4 protein-coding genes are annotated in these 21,501 nt (G+C 68.4%); all 4 read left to right on the forward strand.

The window, feature by feature from the left end; genetic code table 11:
* The first annotated feature begins 14 nt into the window (after window positions 1-14).
* The 4 genes from ACSFB7_RS32605 to ACSFB7_RS32620 are packed head-to-tail and all read left to right on the forward strand — an operon-like array spanning window position 15 to window position 21,479.
* Window positions 15-5,315, forward strand: coding sequence for an amino acid adenylation domain-containing protein (locus ACSFB7_RS32605; RefSeq protein ID WP_435476477.1), 5,301 nt, complete (start codon window positions 15-17; stop codon window positions 5,313-5,315).
* A complete protein-coding gene (locus tag ACSFB7_RS32610) occupies window positions 5,315-9,898 on the forward strand; it encodes a type I polyketide synthase (RefSeq protein ID WP_435476478.1) in 4,584 nt (1,527 codons plus the stop codon). Before ACSFB7_RS32605 ends, ACSFB7_RS32610 begins: the two co-directional genes overlap by 1 nt.
* Window positions 9,895-13,254: an amino acid adenylation domain-containing protein gene (locus tag ACSFB7_RS32615; RefSeq protein WP_435476479.1), complete on the forward strand. Its 3,360-nt coding sequence runs from the start codon at window positions 9,895-9,897 to the stop codon at window positions 13,252-13,254. Before ACSFB7_RS32610 ends, ACSFB7_RS32615 begins: the two co-directional genes overlap by 4 nt.
* Window positions 13,254-21,479: an amino acid adenylation domain-containing protein gene (locus ACSFB7_RS32620; RefSeq protein WP_435476480.1), complete on the forward strand. Its 8,226-nt coding sequence runs from the start codon at window positions 13,254-13,256 to the stop codon at window positions 21,477-21,479. Before ACSFB7_RS32615 ends, ACSFB7_RS32620 begins: the two co-directional genes overlap by 1 nt.
* The last annotated feature ends 22 nt before the right edge of the window (window positions 21,480-21,501 follow it).

A 21,501-nucleotide genomic window follows, 5' to 3' on the forward strand; every position in this document is an offset into this window, starting at 1 on the left:
GGCAAAGGGTAGATATGAAGATTGAAATGCTCGCGACGCAGCCCACCGGCCTGCAGCCGCGCAACTTCGTGGCGCACCTGCGCGCATTGGCCGAGCGGCGCACGGACGATGTCTGGCTCACCGTGGTCGACGAGGTCGACGGCGTGTACAGCGAACTGCCCATCACCTACGCCGTGTTCGAGCGGCGCGTCAGGGCGCTCGCGGCGCGGCTGCAGCAGCAGTTCGCCAAGGGCGACCGTGCGCTCGTCATGCTCGACAACGGCGACCACTATGCCGTGAGCATGCTGGCCTGCTTCTATTGCGGCGTGATCGCCGTGCCGGTGTTTCCGCCGGAGTCCACCCGGCCCCAGCACCTGGCACGACTCACGGGCGTGGCGACCGATTCGCAAGCGCGCTGCGTGCTCACGTCGGCCGCCTTCGGTGCCTCGATGGCCGCTGCCGGCAACCAGTTCGGCGACGTGGCCATCATTGCCGTCGATGCGGTCGATATGGCGCTCGCCGATGCATGGCAAGCCTTCGAGCCCGGCGACGAAGACATCGCGTTCCTGCAATACACCTCGGGCTCGACTTCCGCTCCCAAGGGCGTCATCGTCACGCATGGCAACCTGATGGCCAACGAACACGCCATCCAGGTCGGCATGGGCATCGGCCCGGACGACAAGTTCGTCTCGTGGGCGCCGCTCTATCACGACATGGGCCTCATCGGCGGCCTGATGCAGCCGCTGTACAGCGGCATCCCGCTGGTGCTGACTTCGCCGCGTTACTTTCTCGAGCGCCCGGTGCGCTGGCTGGAGCTGATCTCGCGCCACCGGGCCACGCTCAGCGGCGGCCCCGATTTTTCTTTCCGCCTGTGCCTGGACCGCGTGAAGGACGCGCAGCTTGCAAAGCTCGACCTGTCGAGCTGGCGCGTGGCCTACACCGGCGCCGAACCCGTGCGCGCCGACACCGAATTCGATTTCATCGAGCGCTTTGCTCCCGCGGGGTTCGATCCGGGCGCGGTCTACGCCTGCTACGGCCTCGCCGAGGCGACCCTGTTCGTGACGGGCGGCCGGCGCGGCGGCGGCATGGTGGCGCGCGGCTTCAGTGCCGATGGCCTGGCCGGCGGCAGCGGCACGCCGAGTGAAGACGGCGCCTTGCTGGTCGGTTGCGGCACAGCGGCGATCCATCACGAAGTCGAGATCGTCGACCCCGCCGCGCTGTCGGCCCTGGAGCCCGGGCTCATCGGCGAAATCTGGGTCCACGGGCCGAGCATCGGCGCCGGCTACTGGGGCAAGGAGCGCGAGTCGCGCGAGACCTTCGTCGAGCGCGACGCCCGGCGCTGGCTGCGCACCGGCGACCTCGGCTTCGTCTGCGACGGCCAGCTCTACGTCACGGGCCGCATCAAGGACCTGATCATCGTTCGCGGCCACAACATCTATCCGCAGGACATCGAGCGCGTCATCGAGGCCGAGGTGGACGCCGTGCGCAAGGGGCGTGTCGCGGTCTTCGCGGCCGGCGGGCCCGACGGCGAAGGCATCGGGGCGGCGGCCGAGGTGTCGCGCAGCATGCAGAAGCTGGTGCCGCCACCGGTGCTGGTTGAAGCGCTCAGCGCCGCCGTCAGCGAGGTGTTCGGCGAGCCGCTGTCGGCCGTGCTGCTGCTCAACCCGGGCGGCATGCCCAAGACCACGAGCGGCAAGCTGCAGCGCAGCACCTGCCGCGCGAGCTGGCTGGACCGCAGCGCCGATGCCTATGCCATCTACGAACACGGCGCTTTCATCAAGGGCGGCCCCGCCGAAACGCAGGCCGAAGAACCCGCGCTGGACGAGACGGAACGCGCCATCGATGCGATCTGGCGCGAAGTGCTCAGGCCGGCCGATGCGAAAGCCTTTGCGCGCGACGCCCACTTCTTCACGCGCGGCGGCAGCTCGCTCACCGCCACGCAGGTCGCTGCGCGCATCTCGGCGCACTGGGAGATCGACTACCCGGTCCGCCTGATGTTCGAGCAGCCGCGACTGCGCGAGTGCGCGGCCGCCTTGCGGCAACGGGTGGCGCAGGGCGTGCGCGCACGGCCCGCACCCATCGCGGTGTTGCCTGCCGAGCGCAGGCTGCATGCGCTGCCGTTGTCCCACGCCCAGGAACGCCAGTGGTTCCTGTGGCAGCTCGACCCGAACAGCGCGGCGTATCACATGAGTGGCGCGCTTCGCCTCACCGGCGCATTGCAGATCGATGCGTTGCGCGCGGCGCTCGACGATCTCGTCGTGCGCCACGAGTCCTTGCGCACCGCATTCCGCGCCGGCAGCGATGGCGTTGCCGCGCAATGGATCCAACCGTCCGGCACGCTTGCGCTGGAAGTGATCGACCTGCGCGCCGTGCCCGCCGATGAACGCGACGAGCGGTTGGAGAGCGAAGCCCGGCGCATCAAGGCCGCCCCCTTCGATCTCGCCCAGGGCGGCCTGTTGCGCGCGGCACTGTTTCGCCTGTCGGACGACACGCAGGTGCTTGCCGTGGTGATGCACCACATCGTTTCCGACGGCGCCTCGATGCAGGTGCTGATCGACGAACTTGCCGCGGGCTATGCGGCGCGCCTGCAGGGCCGGGCGGCGGCACTTTCCCTGCCGCGCGTGCAGTACGCCGACTACGCGGTGTGGCAGCGCGAATGGCTGGCGGCCGGCGAGGCCGAGCGCCAGCTCGATTGGTGGCGCACGCAACTCGGCGACGAGCACCCGGTGCTCGAGTTGCGCACCGACCATCCGCGCAAGCCGCAGGCCAGCTATCGCGCGGCGCGGCATGCCTTCGAGGTGCCGGCGCCTCTGCTCGCCCGGCTGCGCGGGCTGGCACAGGCGGACGGCGCCACCTTGTTCATGGTGCTGCTGGCCGGCCTGCAGGCACTGCTGCATCGCTACACCGGGCAGGAAGAGATTCGCGTCGGTGCCGCGATTGCGAACCGCAACCGCGTGGAGTTCGAGAGCGTCATCGGGCTGTTCGTCAACACCCTGGTGCTGCGCAATCCCATCGACGGCCGCACCCGCCTGTCGCGCGTGCTGGCGCAGGCCAGGGACGCCGTGCTGGGCGCGCAGGCGCACCAGGACCTGCCCTTCGAGCAACTGGTGCAACGCCTGCAGCCCGAGCGCAGCATGAGCCACAGCCCGCTGTTCCAGGTGATGTTCAACCACCTGTACGAAGACCACCGCTCGCTGCAACGGCTGGGCGACATCGAAGTGCACGACCATGCGCTGCCCGACCTCCAGACGCAGTTCGACTGGGTGCTGGAAGCGCGCGAGCGGCCGGACGGACGCCTGAAGCTCGACGTGATCTACGCGGCAGACCTGTTCGAGCCCGAGACCATCGCGCGCATGGCGCAGCACTACGTGGCCGTGCTGGAGGCCTTGTCCGCCGATGCGGGTGGCGCGGTCGGCAGCATCGATCTGCTGGGCGCTTCCGAGAAGTCGCAGCTCGCGCAATGGAGCGTGAACGCGCGACGCGAGCCGCAGCCGCAGCCCGTGCACCGGACCATCGCGCAACATGCCGCGCTGCAGCCCGATGCCATCGCACTGCTGTTCGGCGACGAGGCCTTGAGCTTCATCGAACTCGATCGCCGGGCCAATCGCCTCGCGCATCGGCTGATCGCGCTGGGCGTGCGGCCCGACACGCGCGTGGGCATCGTCATGGAGCGCTCGGTCGAGATGGTCGTGGGCCTGCTCGGCATCCTCAAGGCGGGCGGCGCCTACCTGCCGCTGGACCCTGAATATCCCGTGCAACGCCTGGCCTACATGGTGGAAGACAGCGGCATCGAACTGCTGCTCACGCACGGCGCCACGCGCGGCCACATCGCCGGGCGGGCCGGCCTGACAACGCTCGATGTCGACAGCACCGATGTTTCGGCCGAACCCGACACCGACCCGCAGGTTGCCCTGCACGGCGAGAACCTTGCCTATGTCATCTACACCTCCGGCTCCACCGGCAAGCCCAAGGGCGCGGCCGTGCGCCACGCGGCGCTGCACAGTTGCATGGCCTGGATGCAGCAGACCTACGAGTTGACCCGCGCCGACACCGTGCTGCACAAGGCGCCCTTCGGTTTCGACGTGTCGGTGTGGGAGATGTTCTGGCCGATGACCGCGGGTGCGCGGCTGGTCGTTGCCAACCCCGGCGATCACCGCGATCCGGCCCGGCTGGTGCAACTGATCCAGCGGCACCAGATCACCACGCTCAACTTCGTGCCCTCGATGCTTCAGGCCTTCCTGGGACACAAGGACATCGAGGCCAGCACGCGGCTGAAGCACATCATCGTCGGCGGCGAGGCCATGCCCGCCGAAACGCAGAAGGAAACGCTGCAAAGGCTGAGCGGCGCCACGCTGCAGAACCTGTACGGCCCGACGGAAACTACCATCCACGTCACGCGCTGGACCTGCCGCGACGATGGCCGCAGCCTCGTGCCCATCGGCCAGCCGATCAGCGACACGCAAACCCATGTGCTCGACGCCGAAATGAACCCGGTGCCGCGCGGTGTGGCGGGCGAGCTGTACCTGGGCGGCGTGAGCCTCGCTCGGGGCTACCTCAACAAGCCCGCGCTGAGTGCCGAGCGCTTCGTGGCCAACCCCTTCGGCCAAGGCGATCGGCTGTACCGCACCGGCGACCTCGTGTGCTGGAACACCGAGGGCCAGATCGAATACCTGGGCCGCATCGACCACCAGGTGAAGATCCGGGGCTTTCGCATCGAACTCGGCGAGATCGAGGCGCAGATCCTTGCGCAACCCGCCGTGCGCGAGGCCGTCGTCGTGGCCCGCGATGGCGCGGCCGGTGCGTCGCTGGTGGCCTACGTCGCGGCGCATGCGGACCAGGCCATCGACGCCGCCGCGTTGCGCGAGCGCCTGGGCCAGACGCTGCCCGACTACATGGTGCCGCGCGCCATCGTGACCTTGCCCGCGCTGCCGCTCAATGCCAACGGCAAGGTCGACCGCAAGGCGCTGCCGGAGCCCGAGGGCCTGGGCCGTGCGAGCAGCTACGAAGCGCCACAAGGCCAGGTGGCCCGCACGCTCGCCGCCATCTGGTCCGAGGTGCTGCAGGTCGAACAGGTCGGCCTGCACGACAACTTCTTCGACCTCGGCGGCCATTCGCTGCTGCTGATCCGCGCGCACCGGCTGCTGGAAGACCGGCTTAAGGCCACCTTCCCGCTGGTCAATCTTTTCAAGTACCCCACCGTCGAATCGCTGGCCCGCTGGATCGAGCAGGGCGCAGGCCAGGCCGCCGCAGCTTCCGCCGCGGCCGGCGACGAACGCGCGCTGCGCCAGCGCGCCGCAATGCTTCAACGCCGCAAAGCGGCAGAGAGAGTCAACTGATGTCCACCTTCAACGAACCCGCCGAGCCCACAGGCCTGGAGATCGCCATCGTCGGCATGGCCGGCCGCTTTCCCGGCGCCGACGATGTGAATGCCTTCTGGCACAACATCCGCGACGGCGTGGAATCCGTCTCGGCATTCACCGACGAACAGTTGCGTGAACGCGGCGTGCCGCAAGCCCTGCTGGACGACCCCGACTACGTGAAGGCCGGCGTGCTGTTCGAGGGCTTCGACCAGTTCGATGCCGGCTTCTTCGGCTACACGCCGCGCGAAGCCGAGAACCTCGATCCGCAGCAGCGCATTTTTCTGGAGTGCGCCTGGGCCTCGCTGGAGCATGCGGGCTGCGACCCCGAACGCTGGTCCGGCAAGGTGGGTGTGTATGCGGGCGAGGGCGCGAATGTCTACCTCATCCGCAACCTGCTGCCGTCCTTCGGCCTCGGCGCGCACACCGGCATTGCCGACCTGCTGGGCCTGATGAGCGGCAACTCCGGCGGCTCGCTGTGCACGCGCGTCGCCTACAAGCTCAACCTGCGCGGCCCTGCGGTGACCGTGCAGACCGCTTGCTCGACATCGCTCACGGCAGTGCACACCGCCTGCCAAGCATTGTTGAGCCACGACTGCGACATGGCGCTGGCCGGCGGCGTGTGGCTCAACCTGCTGCAGGAAGGCGGCTACCGCTACCAGGCCGGCGCGATCCTCTCGCGCGACGGCCATTGCCGCGCCTTCGACGCCGATGCCGACGGCACGGTGATCGGCAGCGGCGCCGGCGTGGTCGTGCTCAAGCGCCTCGACGAAGCGCTGCGCGACGGCGACACCATCCACGCGGTCATCAAGGGCACCGCGGCCAACAACGACGGTTCGGCCAAGGTCGGCTTCACCGCGCCCAGCATCGACGGGCAAGCGGAGGTGATCCGCGCGGCGCAACTGATCGCGGGCGTCTCGGCCGACACGATCGGCTACATCGAAGCGCACGGCACCGGCACCACGCTGGGCGACCCGATCGAGATCGCGGCGCTCACGCAGGCCTTCCGGGCCGACACCGAGCGGCGCGGCTTCTGCGCCGTGGGCTCGGTGAAGACCAACGTCGGCCACCTCGATGCGGCGGCTGGCGTGGCAGGGCTGATCAAGGCGACGATGGCGCTCAAGCACCGCACGCTGCCGCCGAGCCTGCATTTCGAGCAACCGAATCCGCAGATCGACTTTGCGGGCAGCCCGTTCTATGTGAGCGCGCAAGGCAAGCCCTGGCCCGAAAGCAGCACACCGCGCCGCGCGGGTGTCAGCTCGTTCGGCATCGGCGGGACCAATGTGCATGTGGTGCTCGAAGAGGCGCCGCAGGTGCGCGTAGCGGCGACGGCCTCGCGATGGCAGGTCTTGCCCCTTTCTGCGAAAGACGAGACGGCCCTTCGCCAAGGGCGCGCGCAACTCGCGGCGCATCTGCGGGCCAACGATGGGCAACTGCTCGAAGACGTGGCCCACACGCTGCAGAGTGGCCGGCGCGCCTTTGCATGGCGCAGCGCGGTGGTCGCGAACCAGTCGGCGCTGGCTGCGGAAATGCTTTCTTCGCCGGCGGTCGCGGCGACCCAGGCCGCAGCGGCTGCGCCCGAAGTGGCGTTTTTGTTTCCGGGTGGCGGCACGCAGCACGCGCTGATGGGCGAAGCCCTCTACCGCGACAGCGCCGTCTACCGCGACGAACTCGATCGCTGCGCCGCAGTGCTCAAGGCCGACAGCGGCATCGACCTGCTCGCATTGCTGTTCCCCGTCGCCGGCGAAGAACAGGCGGCGAACGAGCGCCTGTCTCGCATCGAGTTCGCGCAACCCGCCCTGTTCGCCGTCGAATACGCGATGGCGCGCTGGTGGATGAGCTGCGGCGTCCAGCCCGCCCTGTTGCTGGGACACAGCCTGGGCGAGTACGTCGCCGCCTGCCTGTCGGGCGTGTTCTCACTGGAAGATGCGCTGCGCATCGTCGCCGCGCGTGGCCGCCTGATGCAGACGCTGGCGCCCGGCGCCATGACCGCCGTGCCGCTGTCCGAGGCGGAACTCGCGCCTTTCCTTGCCACAGGCTGCGACCTGGCCGTGGTCAATGGCGAGCAGCTTTGCGTGCTGGCGGGTCCGGTCGATGCCATCGAACGCGCTGAAGAAGCACTGCTGGCGCATCAGCACCAGCCGCGCCGCCTGCACGTGTCCATTGCCTCGCATTCGCGGCTGGTCGAACCCATGGTGGCCGAGCTCGAGCACCTGATCGCATCGGTGCCCAGGCATGCACCGCGCATTCCCTTCGTCTCGAACCTGACCGGCAAGCCGATCACGGCCGAAGAGGCGGCGAGTCCCGCCTATTGGGGCCGGCACTTGCGCGGCACGGTGCGCTTCGTCGACGGCCTGCGCGAGGTGTTTTCCAGGCCCGGTCGCGTGTTGCTCGAAGTGGGCCCCGGAGAAACGCTCACCGGCCTGGCGCGCCAGCACGCCGACAGCCCATCGGCCGCAGGCATCTGGGCCAGCCAGGCGCATCCGCAGCAGCTCGCGCGCAATGCCCAGCAATTGGCGAATGCCGTTGCAGGCCTGTGGACCGTGGGTGTGGACATCGACTGGGCCGCGTGCCGCACCGGCCCTGAGCCGCGTCGTGTGCCGCTGCCCACCTACGCCTTCCAGCGCCGCCGCTTCTGGGTGGAGCCGGGCGATGCCGCGCGGCCGGCGAACAGCACCGCACCGGGCCTTTTCTATGCGCCGGGGTGGAAGCGCGCGGCGCTGTCCTCGACGCAGGCGACGAACATCGCATCGGGCTGCACGCTGGTTCTGGGCGATGCGAACAGCTTCACCGACCGCCTCGCACGCACCTTGCGTGAACAGGGCGGGCGCGTGATCCTGGCCCTGCGCGGCGAAGCGTTCGCGCGCACCGCCGAAGGGCAGTACACCGTGCGCGCGGCCGAGCGCGTCGACCATGAAGGGCTGTTGCGCGAAGTCGAGAGCCAGGCCGGTCCCGTCACGCGCCTTTTCCATCTGTGGAGCCTCGACGGCGACAAGCCCGTGGCCTCGCATGGCGCGGCCTTCGAGGCTGGCTACTTCAGCCTGCTTGCATTGGCGCAGGCACTCGACAGCGTGGGTGCTTCGGTCCGGCCGCCGCTTGCATTCACGGTGGTCACCGACCGCGTGGAGGATGTCGCCGGCACCGAGGCACTCGCACCCGAGAAGGCCACCGTGCTGGGCATCGCGAAGGTGCTCGGCCAGGAGTCGCCGTCGATCGCCTGCCGCGTGGTGGACGTGGTGCTGCCCGCGCCCGAAAGCGCCGCCGAAACTGAACTGGCGCGCAGGGTCGTCGAGGAGGCGGCTGCACCGCAGGATGAATTCATCGTGGCCTATCGCGGGCCGCACCGCTGGGTCAAGACCTACGAGCCGCTGCCGGCACAGGCTGCGGGCGTGCAGCGCCTGCGCCAGGGCGGCGTGTACCTCATCACCGGCGGCCTCGGCGGTGTCGGCCTTGCGCTGGCACGCTATCTCAGCAAGACATGGCAGGCCAGGCTGGTGCTGCTCGGGCGCACGCCGCTGCCCGAACGTTCGGAGTGGGCGCGCCTTGCCGCATCGGCCGACCAGCCGGCATCGCTGCGTCGCAGGCTGCAGCAGTTGATCGAACTCGAGGCGAGTGGCGCGCAGATCATGGCCGTGTCCGCCGATGTCACCGATCCCGCGCAGTTGCGCAGCGTGCTGGCTGCCGTGCATGCGCGTTTCGGCCCGGTGAACGGCGTGGTCCACGCGGTCGTCCAGCCGGATCGCGGCATGATCGCCCAGCGAACGAAGGCGCTGGTGGAGGCCGCGTTCGCACCCAAGATCGCGGGCACCCTCGCGCTGCTCGATGCGCTGCGCACCGAGCCACTCGACTTCGTGCTGCTGTGCTCCTCGGTCGCAAGCCTCATCGGCGGCCTGGGCCGCAGCGACTATGCGGCCGCCAATGCGTACCTCGATGCGCTGGCGAACGCGCACCGGCGCAGTTCCTCGCTGCCGGTGTTCTCGGTCAACTGGGATGCCTGGCGCGATGTGGGCGTGGCGGTCGACATGGACATGCCCGAAGGCGTGGGCCTCGACGAGCGCACCGGCGTGCTGGCCTTCGAGCGCATCGCCAACGGCCCCGATCTGCCGCAGACCGTGGTGTCCATCTCGCCCTTTGCGCCGCGCCTGCGTCCGCTCGACGGCCTGTTCGACGCGCTGGATGACGAGCCCATGGCCGAAGCCCGTGCGGGCCATCCGCGCCCGGTGCTCCAGACTGCGTTCGTCGCACCCGACGGTGACCTGGAAGAGGGGCTTGCCGAGTTCTGGACCGAAGCGTTGGGCATTGCGCCGGTGGGCGCGAACGACAACCTGTTCGAGCTGGGCGGTGACTCGCTGCTGGCGATCCGCCTGCTGTCCAGGGTGCGAAAGGCCTACGGCGTTGAACTGCATCCCGCCGCCTTCTTCAAGGCCCCGACCATCGCCGAGCTGGCCGCGCTGGTCGAGCTGCGCCTGATCGAAGAGATCGAGAGCGATCCCGAAGCCGCGGAGGCCGCGCAAGCCGAAGCGGTCGACACAGCCCGTTCCACCGTGGGTTTTTCATCATGAGCGAAAGCAAGGATCTGTCCGAGCGCAGGGCCAAACTGTCTCCCGCGCAATTGAGCATGCTGCAGCGCCGGCTGCGGCGCGATGGCGATGCCGCGGCTGCCGCGCCCGCACGCCCGTCGCGCGATGCCATCGTGCGCGGCACCGACGACGGTGCCGCCGTGCCTGTTTCCTTCGCGCAGCAGGGGCAGTGGTTCCTGTGGCAGCTAGATGCGGGCAACACGGCTTATCACGTCGGCGGTGGCCTGGGCTTCTCCGGGCCGCTGGACGTTGCCGCATTGCAGGACGCGGTGCATGCGCTCGCGATGCGCCACGACACGCTGCGCACCGTCTTCAGCGCGGGCGCTCAGGGACTGCCCGAACAACGTGTAGAGCCCACGAGCAGCATCGCGATTCCTTTCGTCGACCTGAGCGTGCTGGACTCGCAGGCCCGGCAATTGCGATTCGGCGAGATCGTGCGCGAGGTCTGCCGCACGCCCTTCGACCTGACGACCGGGCCGCTGTTGCGCGGCACGTTGCTCAAGATGGCCGATGCAGACCATCAACTGCTGCTGACGATGCACCACATCGGCTCCGATGCATGGTCGGTCGAGTTGATCCTCGACGACCTGGCGCGCCTTTACGCGCAGCGCGTGGGTGCGGCGCAAACCGTCGCCGTGCCCGAGCCGGAGATCCGCTACATCGACTTCGCGCTGTGGCAGCGCAAGTGGCTCGAAGGCGCGGAGGGCGAGCGCCAACTGGCCTACTGGCAGCGCCGGTTGGGCGGCAGCCAGCCCGTGCTCGAACTCACGACCGACCGGCCGCGTTCGGCCGACGCGAAATACAGCGCGGCGCAGCACACACTCGATGTGCCGGCGCCACTGGTTCATGAACTGAAGCGGCACGCACGCGAGCAGGGCGGCACTCTTTTCCCGGTGCTGCTTGCTGCGTTTCATGCCTTGCTCTTTCGCTACACCGGGCAGGATGAAATCCGTATCGGCGTGCCCGTCGCGGGCCGCAATCGTCCCGAGACGGCCGGTGTGGTGGGCGCCTTCATCAACACCGTGGTGATGGACGCGCGCATGGATGCGCGCATGCGCCTTTCCGAGCTGCTGGCGCAGGTGCGCGACACCTCGCTCGAAGCGCAGGCGCATCAGGACCTGCCGTTCGAGCGGCTTGTACAGGCGCTGCGCCCGGACCGCGCACATGCCGCCTCGCCGCTGTTCCAGGTCATGTTCAACCATCTGGGCGAAGGCGACCGGCCATTGCGGGGATGGCCCGGGCTGCAGGTGTGCCGCATCGATCTCGCGGAGCGTAGCGCGCCCTTCGAGCTGATCCTCGAAACCATCGAATGCGAGGACGGCAGCATCCGGGCGGCGTTCCGCTATGCGGCGGAGCTGTTCGAGCCGGTAGCGATCGAGCGGCTGGCAAGCCACTATCGGCGCACGCTTCAGGCGCTGGTGGCCGAGCCGGCATGCACCTTGGGCGATCTGCAGTTGCTCGACGACGCGGAGCACGCGCAGCTCGCGCAGTGGGGCGCGCGCGTGCAAGACGGGGGCGAAGCCGCAACCGTGCACGGCCTGATCGAGTTGCAGGCGAAGGCGCACCCCGATGCCATCGCGGTGGTCTTCGAGAAGGAAGCACTCAGCTATCGCGAACTCAACCAGCGGGCCAACCGGCTGGCGCACCGCCTGATCGAGAGCGGTGTGCGGCCCGAAACCAAGGTCGGCGTGGCGCTGGAGCGCGGCATCGACCTGGTGGTTGCACTTGTGGCGGTCATGAAGGCCGGCGGCGCCTATGTGCCGCTGGACCCCGAATACCCGGCCGACCGCATTGCCTACATGGTGCAGGACAGCCGGCTCGCGCTGGTTCTCACGCAGGCCCGTCTGCAAGACCGCATGCAGTTGCCCGCCGGCATTCCCGCGCTGGCGGTCGATGCGGCGGACCTGGGCGAGTACCCGGCAACCAACCCCGGCGTTCCATTGAACGGCGACAACCTTGCCTACGTGATCTACACCTCGGGCTCCACCGGCAAGCCCAAGGGCGCGCAACTGTGCCATCGCAATGTGACGCGGTTGCTCGGTGCCACCGAGCCGTGGTTCCAGTTCGGGCCGCAGGACGTGTGGACGCTGTTCCATTCCTACGCCTTCGATTTCTCGGTCTGGGAAATTTTCGGCGCGCTGTGTACCGGCGGCAGGCTGGTCGTGGTGCCTTTCTGGGTAAGCCGTTCGCCGGCGGACTTTCTTCAACTGCTGCGCGAACAGCAGGTGACGGTGCTCAACCAGACGCCGTCCGCATTCGGCCAGTTGACTGCCTTGCCGCAGGCCCATGAAAAAGGCCTGTCGCTTCGCGCCGTGATCTTCGGCGGCGAGGCGCTGGAGCCGCAACGGTTGCGCACGTGGATCGAGCACCACGGCGACCAGCAGCCCCGGCTGATCAACATGTACGGCATCACCGAAACCACGGTTCACGTGACCTACCGCCGGATCACCGCGTCGGACCTCGGGCAGCAGCGCAGCCCGGTCGGCATCGCCATTCCCGACCTGGGCCTGCGGGTGCTCGATGCGCAGTTGAATCCGGTGCCGCCCGGCGTGGCCGGCGAGCTGCATGTGTCCGGCGCAGGCCTGGCCCGCGGCTACCTGAACCGTGCCGCACTCACGGCCGAGCGCTTCATCGCGGCGCAAGACGGCGCCCGGCTCTACCGCACCGGCGACCTTGTGCGCTGGAGCGCACAAGGCCAATTGGAATACCTGGGGCGCATCGACCACCAGGTGAAGGTGCGCGGCTTTCGCATCGAACTCGGAGAAATCGAAGCGCAGTTGCTTGCGCAGCCCGAGGTCCGCGAAGCGACCGTCCTGGCCAGGGAGCATGCGGGCGCGACGATGCTGGTGGCCTATCTGTCCGCGTCGGCGGGGCAGGCGATCGACACGGCGCAGGTGCGCGCGCGGCTGGGCCGCGCGCTGCCGGAGTACATGGTGCCCGGCGCCATCGTCGTGCTGGAGGCGCTGCCGCTGAATGCCAACGGCAAGGTCGACCGCAAGGCCCTGCCCATGCCCGGCTTCGACAGCGAACGCGTCTACGCGGCACCGCAGGGTGACACCGAGTGCGCGTTGGCGCTCATCTGGTCCGACGTGCTGGGCGTGGAGCGCATCGGCCGCAACGACCACTTCTTCGAGCTGGGCGGCCACTCGCTCATGTCGATGCAGGTGGTGGCCCGCGTGCAGGCCGCCATGCATGCCGACCTCGCGGTCAAGGACATTTTTCAACACCCCGTTCTGATGGACATGGCCCGGCTGATCCTGCAGGCGAGCGCGCGCAAGCCGCATGCCGAAGCCTTGTCCGATATCGACTCCTTCATTGACAGCCTCGAGACCACCTGATGGAAATCACGGCCACCCACGACCATATCGGCCGGCGCTTCCTGCGCCTGACCCCGGCGCAGCGCCGCGCGGTGTACCAGAAGATCCGCGCCGAGGGCCTCACGATCGGGCAGTTTCCGATCGTCGCGCGCGACGAAGCGGCGCGCACCGCATGCCCGCCTTCCTATGCGCAGATGCGGCAGTGGTTCCTGTGGCAACTGGAGCCGGGCAGCTCGGCTTATCACATCTCGGGTGGATTGCGGCTTGAAGGGCGGCTCGATGTCGAGGCGTTGAAGCAGAGTTTCGACGCACTGCTGGCGCGCCACGAATCGCTGCGCACCGTGTTCAGCGTGAACGCCGAAGGAGAGGTTGAGCAGCGCGTGCAGGCGCATGTGGCGCTGGACATTCCGGTCATCGACCTCACGCACCTGGTGCACCTGACGGACGCCGAGCGCGAGGCGCGTGCGCGCGAGGAAGCAAGACGCGTCGGCGGCGCGCCCTTCGACCTGACGACCGGCCCGCTGCTTCGCGTGGTGCTGGTTCGCCTGGGTGCCGAAGCGCACATGTTGGCGGTGGTGATGCACCACATCGTGTCCGACGGATGGTCGATGCGCATCGTCGTGGACGAGTTCGTGGACGGTTACCGGGCGCGGGTGCAGGGCCGGGCGGCGGTGCGCGATGCGCTGCCGGTCCAGTACGCCGACTATGCGATCTGGCAGCGGCACTGGCTGGAAGCCGGCGAGAAGGAGCGGCAGCTCGACTACTGGAAGACGCAACTGGGCACCGGGCATCCGGTGCTGCAGTTGCCGGCGGATCACATGCGCCGCGCCGACGGCAAGTACCGCGCGGCCCGGCATGGCACGGCGTTGTCGCCGTCGCTGGTCGAGTCGCTGCGCCGGCGCGCACAGGCGCAGGGCGCGACGCTGTTCATGATGCTGCTCACCGGCTTCCAGGTGCTGCTGAACCGCTACACCGCGCAGCAGGACGTGCGAGTCGGCGTGCCGATAGCCAACCGCCACCGCGTCGAGTCGGAGCGCGTCGTGGGATTTTTCGTCAACACGCAGGTGATGCGCAACGTGCTGGACAGCCGAACCAGCCTGCATGAAGCGCTGGCTGCTACCCGCGAGGCGGCGCTGGGCGCGCAGGCGCATCAGGACCTGCCGTTCGAGCAACTGGTGGAGGCCCTGCAACCCGAGCGCAGCCTGAGCACGGCGCCGCTGTTCCAGGTGATGTTCAACCACCTGCAGCAGGACCACAGCGCGCTGGACAACCTGCCGGGCCTGGCCTTGCAGACCTGGGAATTCGGCGAGCAGACGGCCCAGTTCGAACTGACGCTGGGCGTGGTCGAGGACGGACGGGGTCAGGTGCAGTTGAACTTTCACTACGCGCGCGAGCTGTTCGAGCCGGGGACCATCGAGCGGATGGCGGGTCACTACGTGGTGATCCTCGATGCGATGGCTGGCGATGCCAGCCGGTCGATCGGGGAGATCGATTTGCTGGGTGCGCCCGAGAAGGCGCAGCTCACGCAATGGAGCACGAACACGCAGCGTGAGCCGGATGCACAACCCGTGCACCACAGCATCGCGCGCCACGCACAACTGCAGCCCGATGCGACGGCCCTGCTGTTCGACGAAGTGTCGCTGAGCTACGGCGAACTCAACCGCCGGGCCAACCGCCTCGCGCATCGCCTGATGGCCCTTGGCGTTCGGCCCGACATGCGCGTGGGCATCGTGATGGAACGCTCCATCGAGATGGTGGTGGGCATCCTGGGCATCCTGAAGGCCGGCGGCGCCTACCTTCCGCTGGACCCGGAGTACCCGGCGCAGCGCCTGGCCTACATGGTGCAAGACAGCGGCATCGAGCTGCTGCTGACTCATAGCGCCACACGCGATCACATCGCGCAGCGCACAGGCTTGATGAGACTGGAAGTCGACAGCCTGGACTGCTCGGGCGAACCCGACACCGACCCGCAGGTTGCACTGCACGGCGAGAACCTGGCCTACGTCATCTACACCTCCGGCTCCACCGGCAAGCCCAAGGGCGCGGCCGTGCGCCACGAAGCACTGCACAGCTGCATGGCCTGGATGCAAAGGGTCTACGGCCTGGGCGGCAACGACACCGTGCTGCACAAGGCCCCCTTCGGCTTCGACGTGTCGGTCTGGGAGATGTTCTGGCCCATGACCACCGGCGCCAGGCTGGTGATTGCCAACCCCGGCGACCACCGCGACCCCGAGCGGCTGGTGCAACTGATCCAGCGCCACCAGATCACCACGCTGAACTTCGTGCCCTCGATGCTGCAGGCCTTCCTGGCGCATCCGGGCATCGAGGCCAGCACGCGCCTGAAGCACATCATCGTCGGCGGCGAGGCCATGCCCGCGGAGACGCAGAAGGAAGCCTTGCGGCGCCTGAGCGGCGCGACGCTGCAGAACCTGTACGGCCCGACAGAGACCACCATCCACGTCACGCGCTGGACCTGCAGGGACGACGGCCAGAGCCTGGTGCCCATCGGCCAGCCCATCAGCGACACGCAGACCTACATCCTGGATGCGGAGCTGAACCTGGTGCCGCGCGGCGTGGCGGGCGAGCTGTACCTGGGCGGCGTGAGCCTGGCGCGGGGCTACTTGAACAAGCCGGGCCTGAGCGCGGAGCGCTTCGTGGCCGATCCCTTCGGGCAGGGCGATCGGCTGTACCGCACGGGCGACCTCGTGCGCTGGAATGCCGAAGGCCAGATCGAGTACCTGGGGCGCATCGACCACCAGGTGAAGATCCGGGGCCTGCGCATCGAGCTGGGGGAGATCGAGGCCCAACTGCTGGCGCAACCTGAAGTGCGTGAAGCGGTGGTCGTGGCCCGGGAGATCGCGGGCGCGACAGCCTTGATCGGCTATGTGGCCGCGCACGCAGGGCAGGCCATCGACTCTGATGTGCTGCGCGAGCGCCTGGGCCAGGTGCTGCCCGACTACATGGTGCCGCGCGCGGTGATGGTGCTGCAGGCGCTGCCGCTGAACGCCAACGGCAAGGTCGAGCGCAAGGCGCTGCCCGAGCCGGAGTTGGCGCAAGGCCAGGGCTACGAGGCGCCGCAAGGCGAGCTGGAAGAGACCCTGGCCGCCATCTGGGCCGAGGTGCTGGGGCTGCAGCGGGTGGGGCGCAACGACAACTTCTTCGAGCTGGGCGGGCACTCGCTGCTGGCGCTGCGGCTGCTGGAGCGCATGCGTGCCAGAGGCCTGCAGGCACAGGTGCGCACGTTGTTCCAGCACCCGGGGTTCGCGGCCTTTGTGAAGGCGCAGGAGCAGGACACGGGGCGCGTGGAAGTGCAGGTGCCGCCCAATGGCATTCCCGAGGGATGCGAGGAGATCCGAGCGGAGATGGTGACGCTGGTCGCGCTCAACGAGCAGGAGATCCGGCGCATCGAGGCAGCGGTGCCGCGAGGGGCTGCCAACATCCAGGACATCTATCCGCTGGCACCGCTGCAGGAAGGCATCCTGTTCCATCACCTGATGCAGGCCGATGGCGACGTCTACGTGACGCCGCAACTCCTTGCCTTCGAATCGAAGGCGCGGCTGGAGGCGTTCATCGTCAGCCTGAACCAGGTGATTGCGCGCCACGACATCCTGCGCACGGCCGTGCTGTGGGAGGCGCTGTCGGAACCCGTGCAGGTGGTGTGGCGAGAGGCGCGGCTGCAACTCGAATGGCTGGACGTGGCGGCCGGTGACGACGTGCTTGCAAGCCTGAATGCCGATGCGAGCAGCCGTCGCATCGACGTGCGCCATGCGCCAATGATCCGCGCCATCGCGGCCGAAGATGCTGCCCACCAGCGCTGGCTGCTGCAACTGCCGAGCCACCACCTGGTGCTCGACCACGCCACGCTCGAATTGATCGTCGAGGAAATTGCCTTGCTGGCGAGCCATCGCCATGAGGCGCTGCCCGCGCCCGTGCCGTTCCGCCGCTTCGTGGCGCAGACCCGGCTGGGAGTGAGCAAGGCTGAACATGAGGCCTTCTTCACCCGGATGCTGGGCGACGTGGACGAGCCCACGACGCCCTTCAATCTGCTGGACGTGCGAAGCGACGGCGCGCGTGCCGAGAAGGCTGTCCTGCCTTTGGACGCGGACCTCGCGGCCTCGTTGCGGCACGAGGCCCGTCGGCACGGCGTGAGCGCCGCCTCGCTGTTTCACCTGGCCTGGGCGCTGGTGCTGGCCAGGGCCACGGGCAAAGACGATGTGGTGTTCGGCACGGTGCTCTTCGGCCGCATGCAGGGCGGCGCGGGTGCGGACCGGGCCCTGGGCCTGTTCATCAACACGTTGCCGCTGCGCATTCGTCTCGGGGCGCTCAGCGTCGAGCAGTGCGTGCGTGAAACCCACGCGGCACTGACGCAACTGCTGCATCACGAACATGCCAGCCTGTCGCTGGTGCAGCGCTGCAGTGCGCTGCCGGGCAGCACGCCGTTGTTTTCGGCGCTGCTGAACTATCGCTACAGCGCCGCGATCGAGAAAAAGGATGCCGCCGCCTGGCAGGGCATCGAATTCCTGGGCGGGCAGGAACACAGCAACTACCCCTTCGACATGTCGGTGGACGACCTGGGCGAAGGTTTCGAGCTGACCGCGCAGGTGCATGAGTCGGTCAATGCCCGGCGCGTGTGCGGCTTCATGCACGTGGCTGTTCGTGCCATCGTGGACGCGTTGGTCGCGCAATCGCAGCAGCGGGTGTGCGAGCTGGATCTGCTGTCGAATGAGGAACGGCACAAGCTCACGCAATGGAGCGTGAACACGCAGCGCGAGCCGGATGCACAGCCCGTGCACCACAGCATCGCGCGCCATGCGCGGCTGCAGCCCGATGCGACGGCGCTGCTGTTCGACGAAGCATCGCTGAGCTACGGCGAACTCAACCGCAGGGCCAACCGCCTTGCGCATCGCCTGATCACGCTGGGCGTCAAGCCCGACATGCGCGTGGGCATCGTGATGGAGCGCTCCATCGAGATGGTGGTGGGCATCCTGGGCATCCTGAAGGCCGGTGGTGCCTACCTTCCGCTGGACCCGGAGTACCCGGCACAGCGCCTGGCCTACATGGTGGAAGACAGCGGCATCGAGCTGCTGCTGACGCATGGCGCTACGCGCGCTCACGTCGCAGAGCAGGCCGGACTCGTGCGACTGGAAGTCGACAGCCTGGACGTCTCGGGTGAGCCCGACACCGACCCGCAGGTCGCGCTGCACGGCGAGAACCTGGCCTACGTCATCTACACCTCCGGCTCCACCGGCAAGCCCAAGGGCGCGGCCGTGCGCCACGAGGCACTGCACAGCTGCATGGCCTGGATGCAAAGGGTCTACGGCCTGGGCGGCAACGACACCGTGCTGCACAAGGCCCCCTTCGGCTTCGACGTGTCGGTCTGGGAGATGTTCTGGCCCATGACCACCGGCGCCAGGCTGGTGATTGCCAACCCCGGCGACCACCGCGACCCCGAGCGGCTGGTGCAACTGATCCAGCGCCACCAGATCACCACGCTGAACTTCGTGCCCTCGATGCTGCAGGCCTTCCTGGCGCATCCGGGCATCGAGGCCAGCACGCGCCTGAAGCACATCATCGTCGGCGGCGAGGCCATGCCCGCGGAGACGCAGAAGGAAGCCTTGCGGCGCCTGAGCGGCGCGACGCTGCAGAACCTGTACGGCCCGACAGAGACCACCATCCACGTCACGCGCTGGACCTGCAGGGACGACGGCCAGAGCCTGGTGCCCATCGGCCAGCCCATCAGCGACACGCAGACCTACATCCTGGATGCGGAGCTGAACCTGGTGCCGCGCGGCGTGGCGGGCGAGCTGTACCTGGGCGGCGTGAGCCTGGCGCGGGGCTACTTGAACAAGCCGGGCCTGAGCGCGGAGCGCTTCGTGGCCGATCCCTTCGGGCAGGGCGATCGGCTGTACCGCACGGGCGACCTCGTGCGCTGGAATGCCGAAGGCCAGATCGAGTACCTGGGGCGCATCGACCACCAGGTGAAGATCCGGGGCCTGCGCATCGAGCTGGGGGAGATCGAGGCCCAACTGCTGGCGCAACCTGAAGTGCGTGAAGCGGTGGTCGTGGCCCGGGAGATCGCGGGCGCGACGGCCTTGATCGGCTATGTGGCCGCGCACGCGGGGCAGGTCATCGACTCCGATGTGCTGCGCGAGCGGCTGGGCCAAGTGCTGCCCGACTACATGGTGCCGCGCGCGGTGATGGTGCTGGTGGCGCTGCCGCTGAACGCCAACGGCAAGGTCGAGCGCAAGGCGCTGCCCGAGCCGGAACTGGCGCAAAGCCAGGGCTACGAGGCACCGCAAGGTGAGCTGGAAGAAACCCTTGCCGTCATCTGGGCCGAGGTGCTGGGGCTGCAGCGGGTGGGGCGCAACGACAACTTCTTCGAGCTGGGCGGGCACTCGTTGTTGGCGCTGAGGCTGCTGGAGCGCATGCGTGCCAGAGGCTTGCAGGCGCAGGTGCGCACGTTGTTCCAGCACCCGGGGTTCGCGGCCTTTGCGAAGGCGCAGGAGCAGGACACGGGGCGCGCTGAAGTGCAGGTGCCGCCGAATGGCATTCCCGAGGGGTGCGAGGAGATCCGTGCGGAGATGGTGACGCTGGTTGCGCTCAGCGAGCAGGAGATCCGTCGCATCGAGGCGGCGGTACCGGGTGGGGCCGCCAACATCCAGGACATCTATCCGCTGGCGCCGTTGCAGGAAGGCATCCTGTTCCATCACCTCTTGCAGACGCAAGGCGACGTGTATGTCTATCCGCTGCTGATGAGCTTCGACAGCCGGGAGCGGTTGGCGCATTTCATCGAGAGTTTCAACCAGGTGATCGCACGGCACGACATCCTGCGCACCGCGATCGCGTGGGAAGGGCTCAGGGAGCCGGTGCAGGTGGTGTGGCGTGAGGCCCGGATGCAACTGCAATGGCTCGAAGAAGACGCGGCTTCGGCGGGCATGGACGTGGCCGAACGGCTGAATGCCCGTGTCGACCCCATCGGCTACCGCATCGATGTGCGGCACGCGCCGATGGTCGAGGCGGTGGCGGCGCACGACGCAGCGCACGAGCGCTGGCTCTTGCAGTTGCCCTGCCATCACCTGATCTCGGACCACACGACGCTGGAACTGCTGATGGACGAGATCACGTCGGTCCAGCAGAACCCGCAGGTCGCGCTGCCGCCGCCCGTGCCGTTCCGCGACTTCGTGGCCCGCGCGAGGCTGGGCCTGAGCACGGCCGAGCACGAGGCTTTCTTCAAGCAGATGCTGGGCGATGTGACGACGCCCACCACGCCCTTCGGCCTGGCAGACGTGCGGAGCGATGGCTCCGATGTCGACGACGCCAGGCTCGCGCTGGAGGCGCCGCTGGCATCGCAGCTTCGGCGCCAGGCGCAGCGCCACGGGGTGAGCCCGGCGACGCTGTTCCATCTTGCGTGGGCGCTGGTGCTGGCCAGGGCCACGGGAAGGGACGATCTGGTGTTCGGCACGGTCCTGTTCGGGCGCATGCAGGGCGGCGAGGGCGCCGAACGCGCGATGGGCCTGTGCATGAACATGCTGCCGTTGCGCATTCGTCTCGGGGCGCTCAGCGTCGAGCAGTGCGTGCGTGAAACCCATGCGGCGCTGACGCAACTCATGCACCACGAACACGCGAGCCTGTCGCTGGCCCAGCGTTGCAGCGGCCTGCCGAAGGGGGCGCCGTTGTTCTCCTCGCTGCTGAACTATCGCCACAGCCCCAAACGCGCATCCACGGGAGATTCAGACTGGAAGGGCATCGAGTTTCTTTCAGGGCAGGAGCGCAGCAACTACCCGCTCGGCCTGTCGGTGAGCGACCTGGGCGATGGCTTTGCGTTGACGGCGCAGGTCAGCAAGTCGGTGGGCGCCGCGCGCGTCTGCGCGTACATGCAGGCGGCCGTTGCCGAAGTGGTCGACGCTTTGGTCAATCGGCCTGGGCAACCGGCGCGCGAGATCGATGCGATGGCTGGGCTGCAGGTGCGGTCGGTTGCTGCACTGCCTGCGGTGGCGCTCGATGGCCGCAAGGCGAACGAGGCACCGAAAGACGAAGCGGAACGGACGCTGGCCGCCATCTGGGCGCAGTTGCTGGGCCTGCGGCGCATCGGCCGCCACGACAACTTCTTCCAGCTCGGGGGCGACTCGTTGCTGAGCCTCAAGATGATGCTCGAGCTGCGGGAGCAACTGCCGGGCAGCCGCCGGTTGAGCCTTGCCGAGGTGATGCAGGCCGGCACGCTGGAGGAACTTGCCGCGCGATGCTGACAGGGCCCGATCCGCTGCTGAA

The sequence above is a fragment of the Variovorax raffinosi genome (genome assembly GCF_051216615.1).
In the GTDB taxonomy this organism is placed as follows: Bacteria; Pseudomonadota; Gammaproteobacteria; order Burkholderiales; family Burkholderiaceae_C; genus Variovorax.

Coding starts and splice junctions, on each gene's coding strand:
- ACSFB7_RS32605 (WP_435476477.1), top strand. CDS start 15: ATGAAGATTGAAATGCTCGCGACGCAGCCCACCGGCCTGCAGCCGCGC.
- ACSFB7_RS32610 (WP_435476478.1), top strand. CDS start 5,315: ATGTCCACCTTCAACGAACCCGCCGAGCCCACAGGCCTGGAGATCGCC.
- ACSFB7_RS32615 (WP_435476479.1), top strand. CDS start 9,895: ATGAGCGAAAGCAAGGATCTGTCCGAGCGCAGGGCCAAACTGTCTCCC.
- ACSFB7_RS32620 (WP_435476480.1), top strand. CDS start 13,254: ATGGAAATCACGGCCACCCACGACCATATCGGCCGGCGCTTCCTGCGC.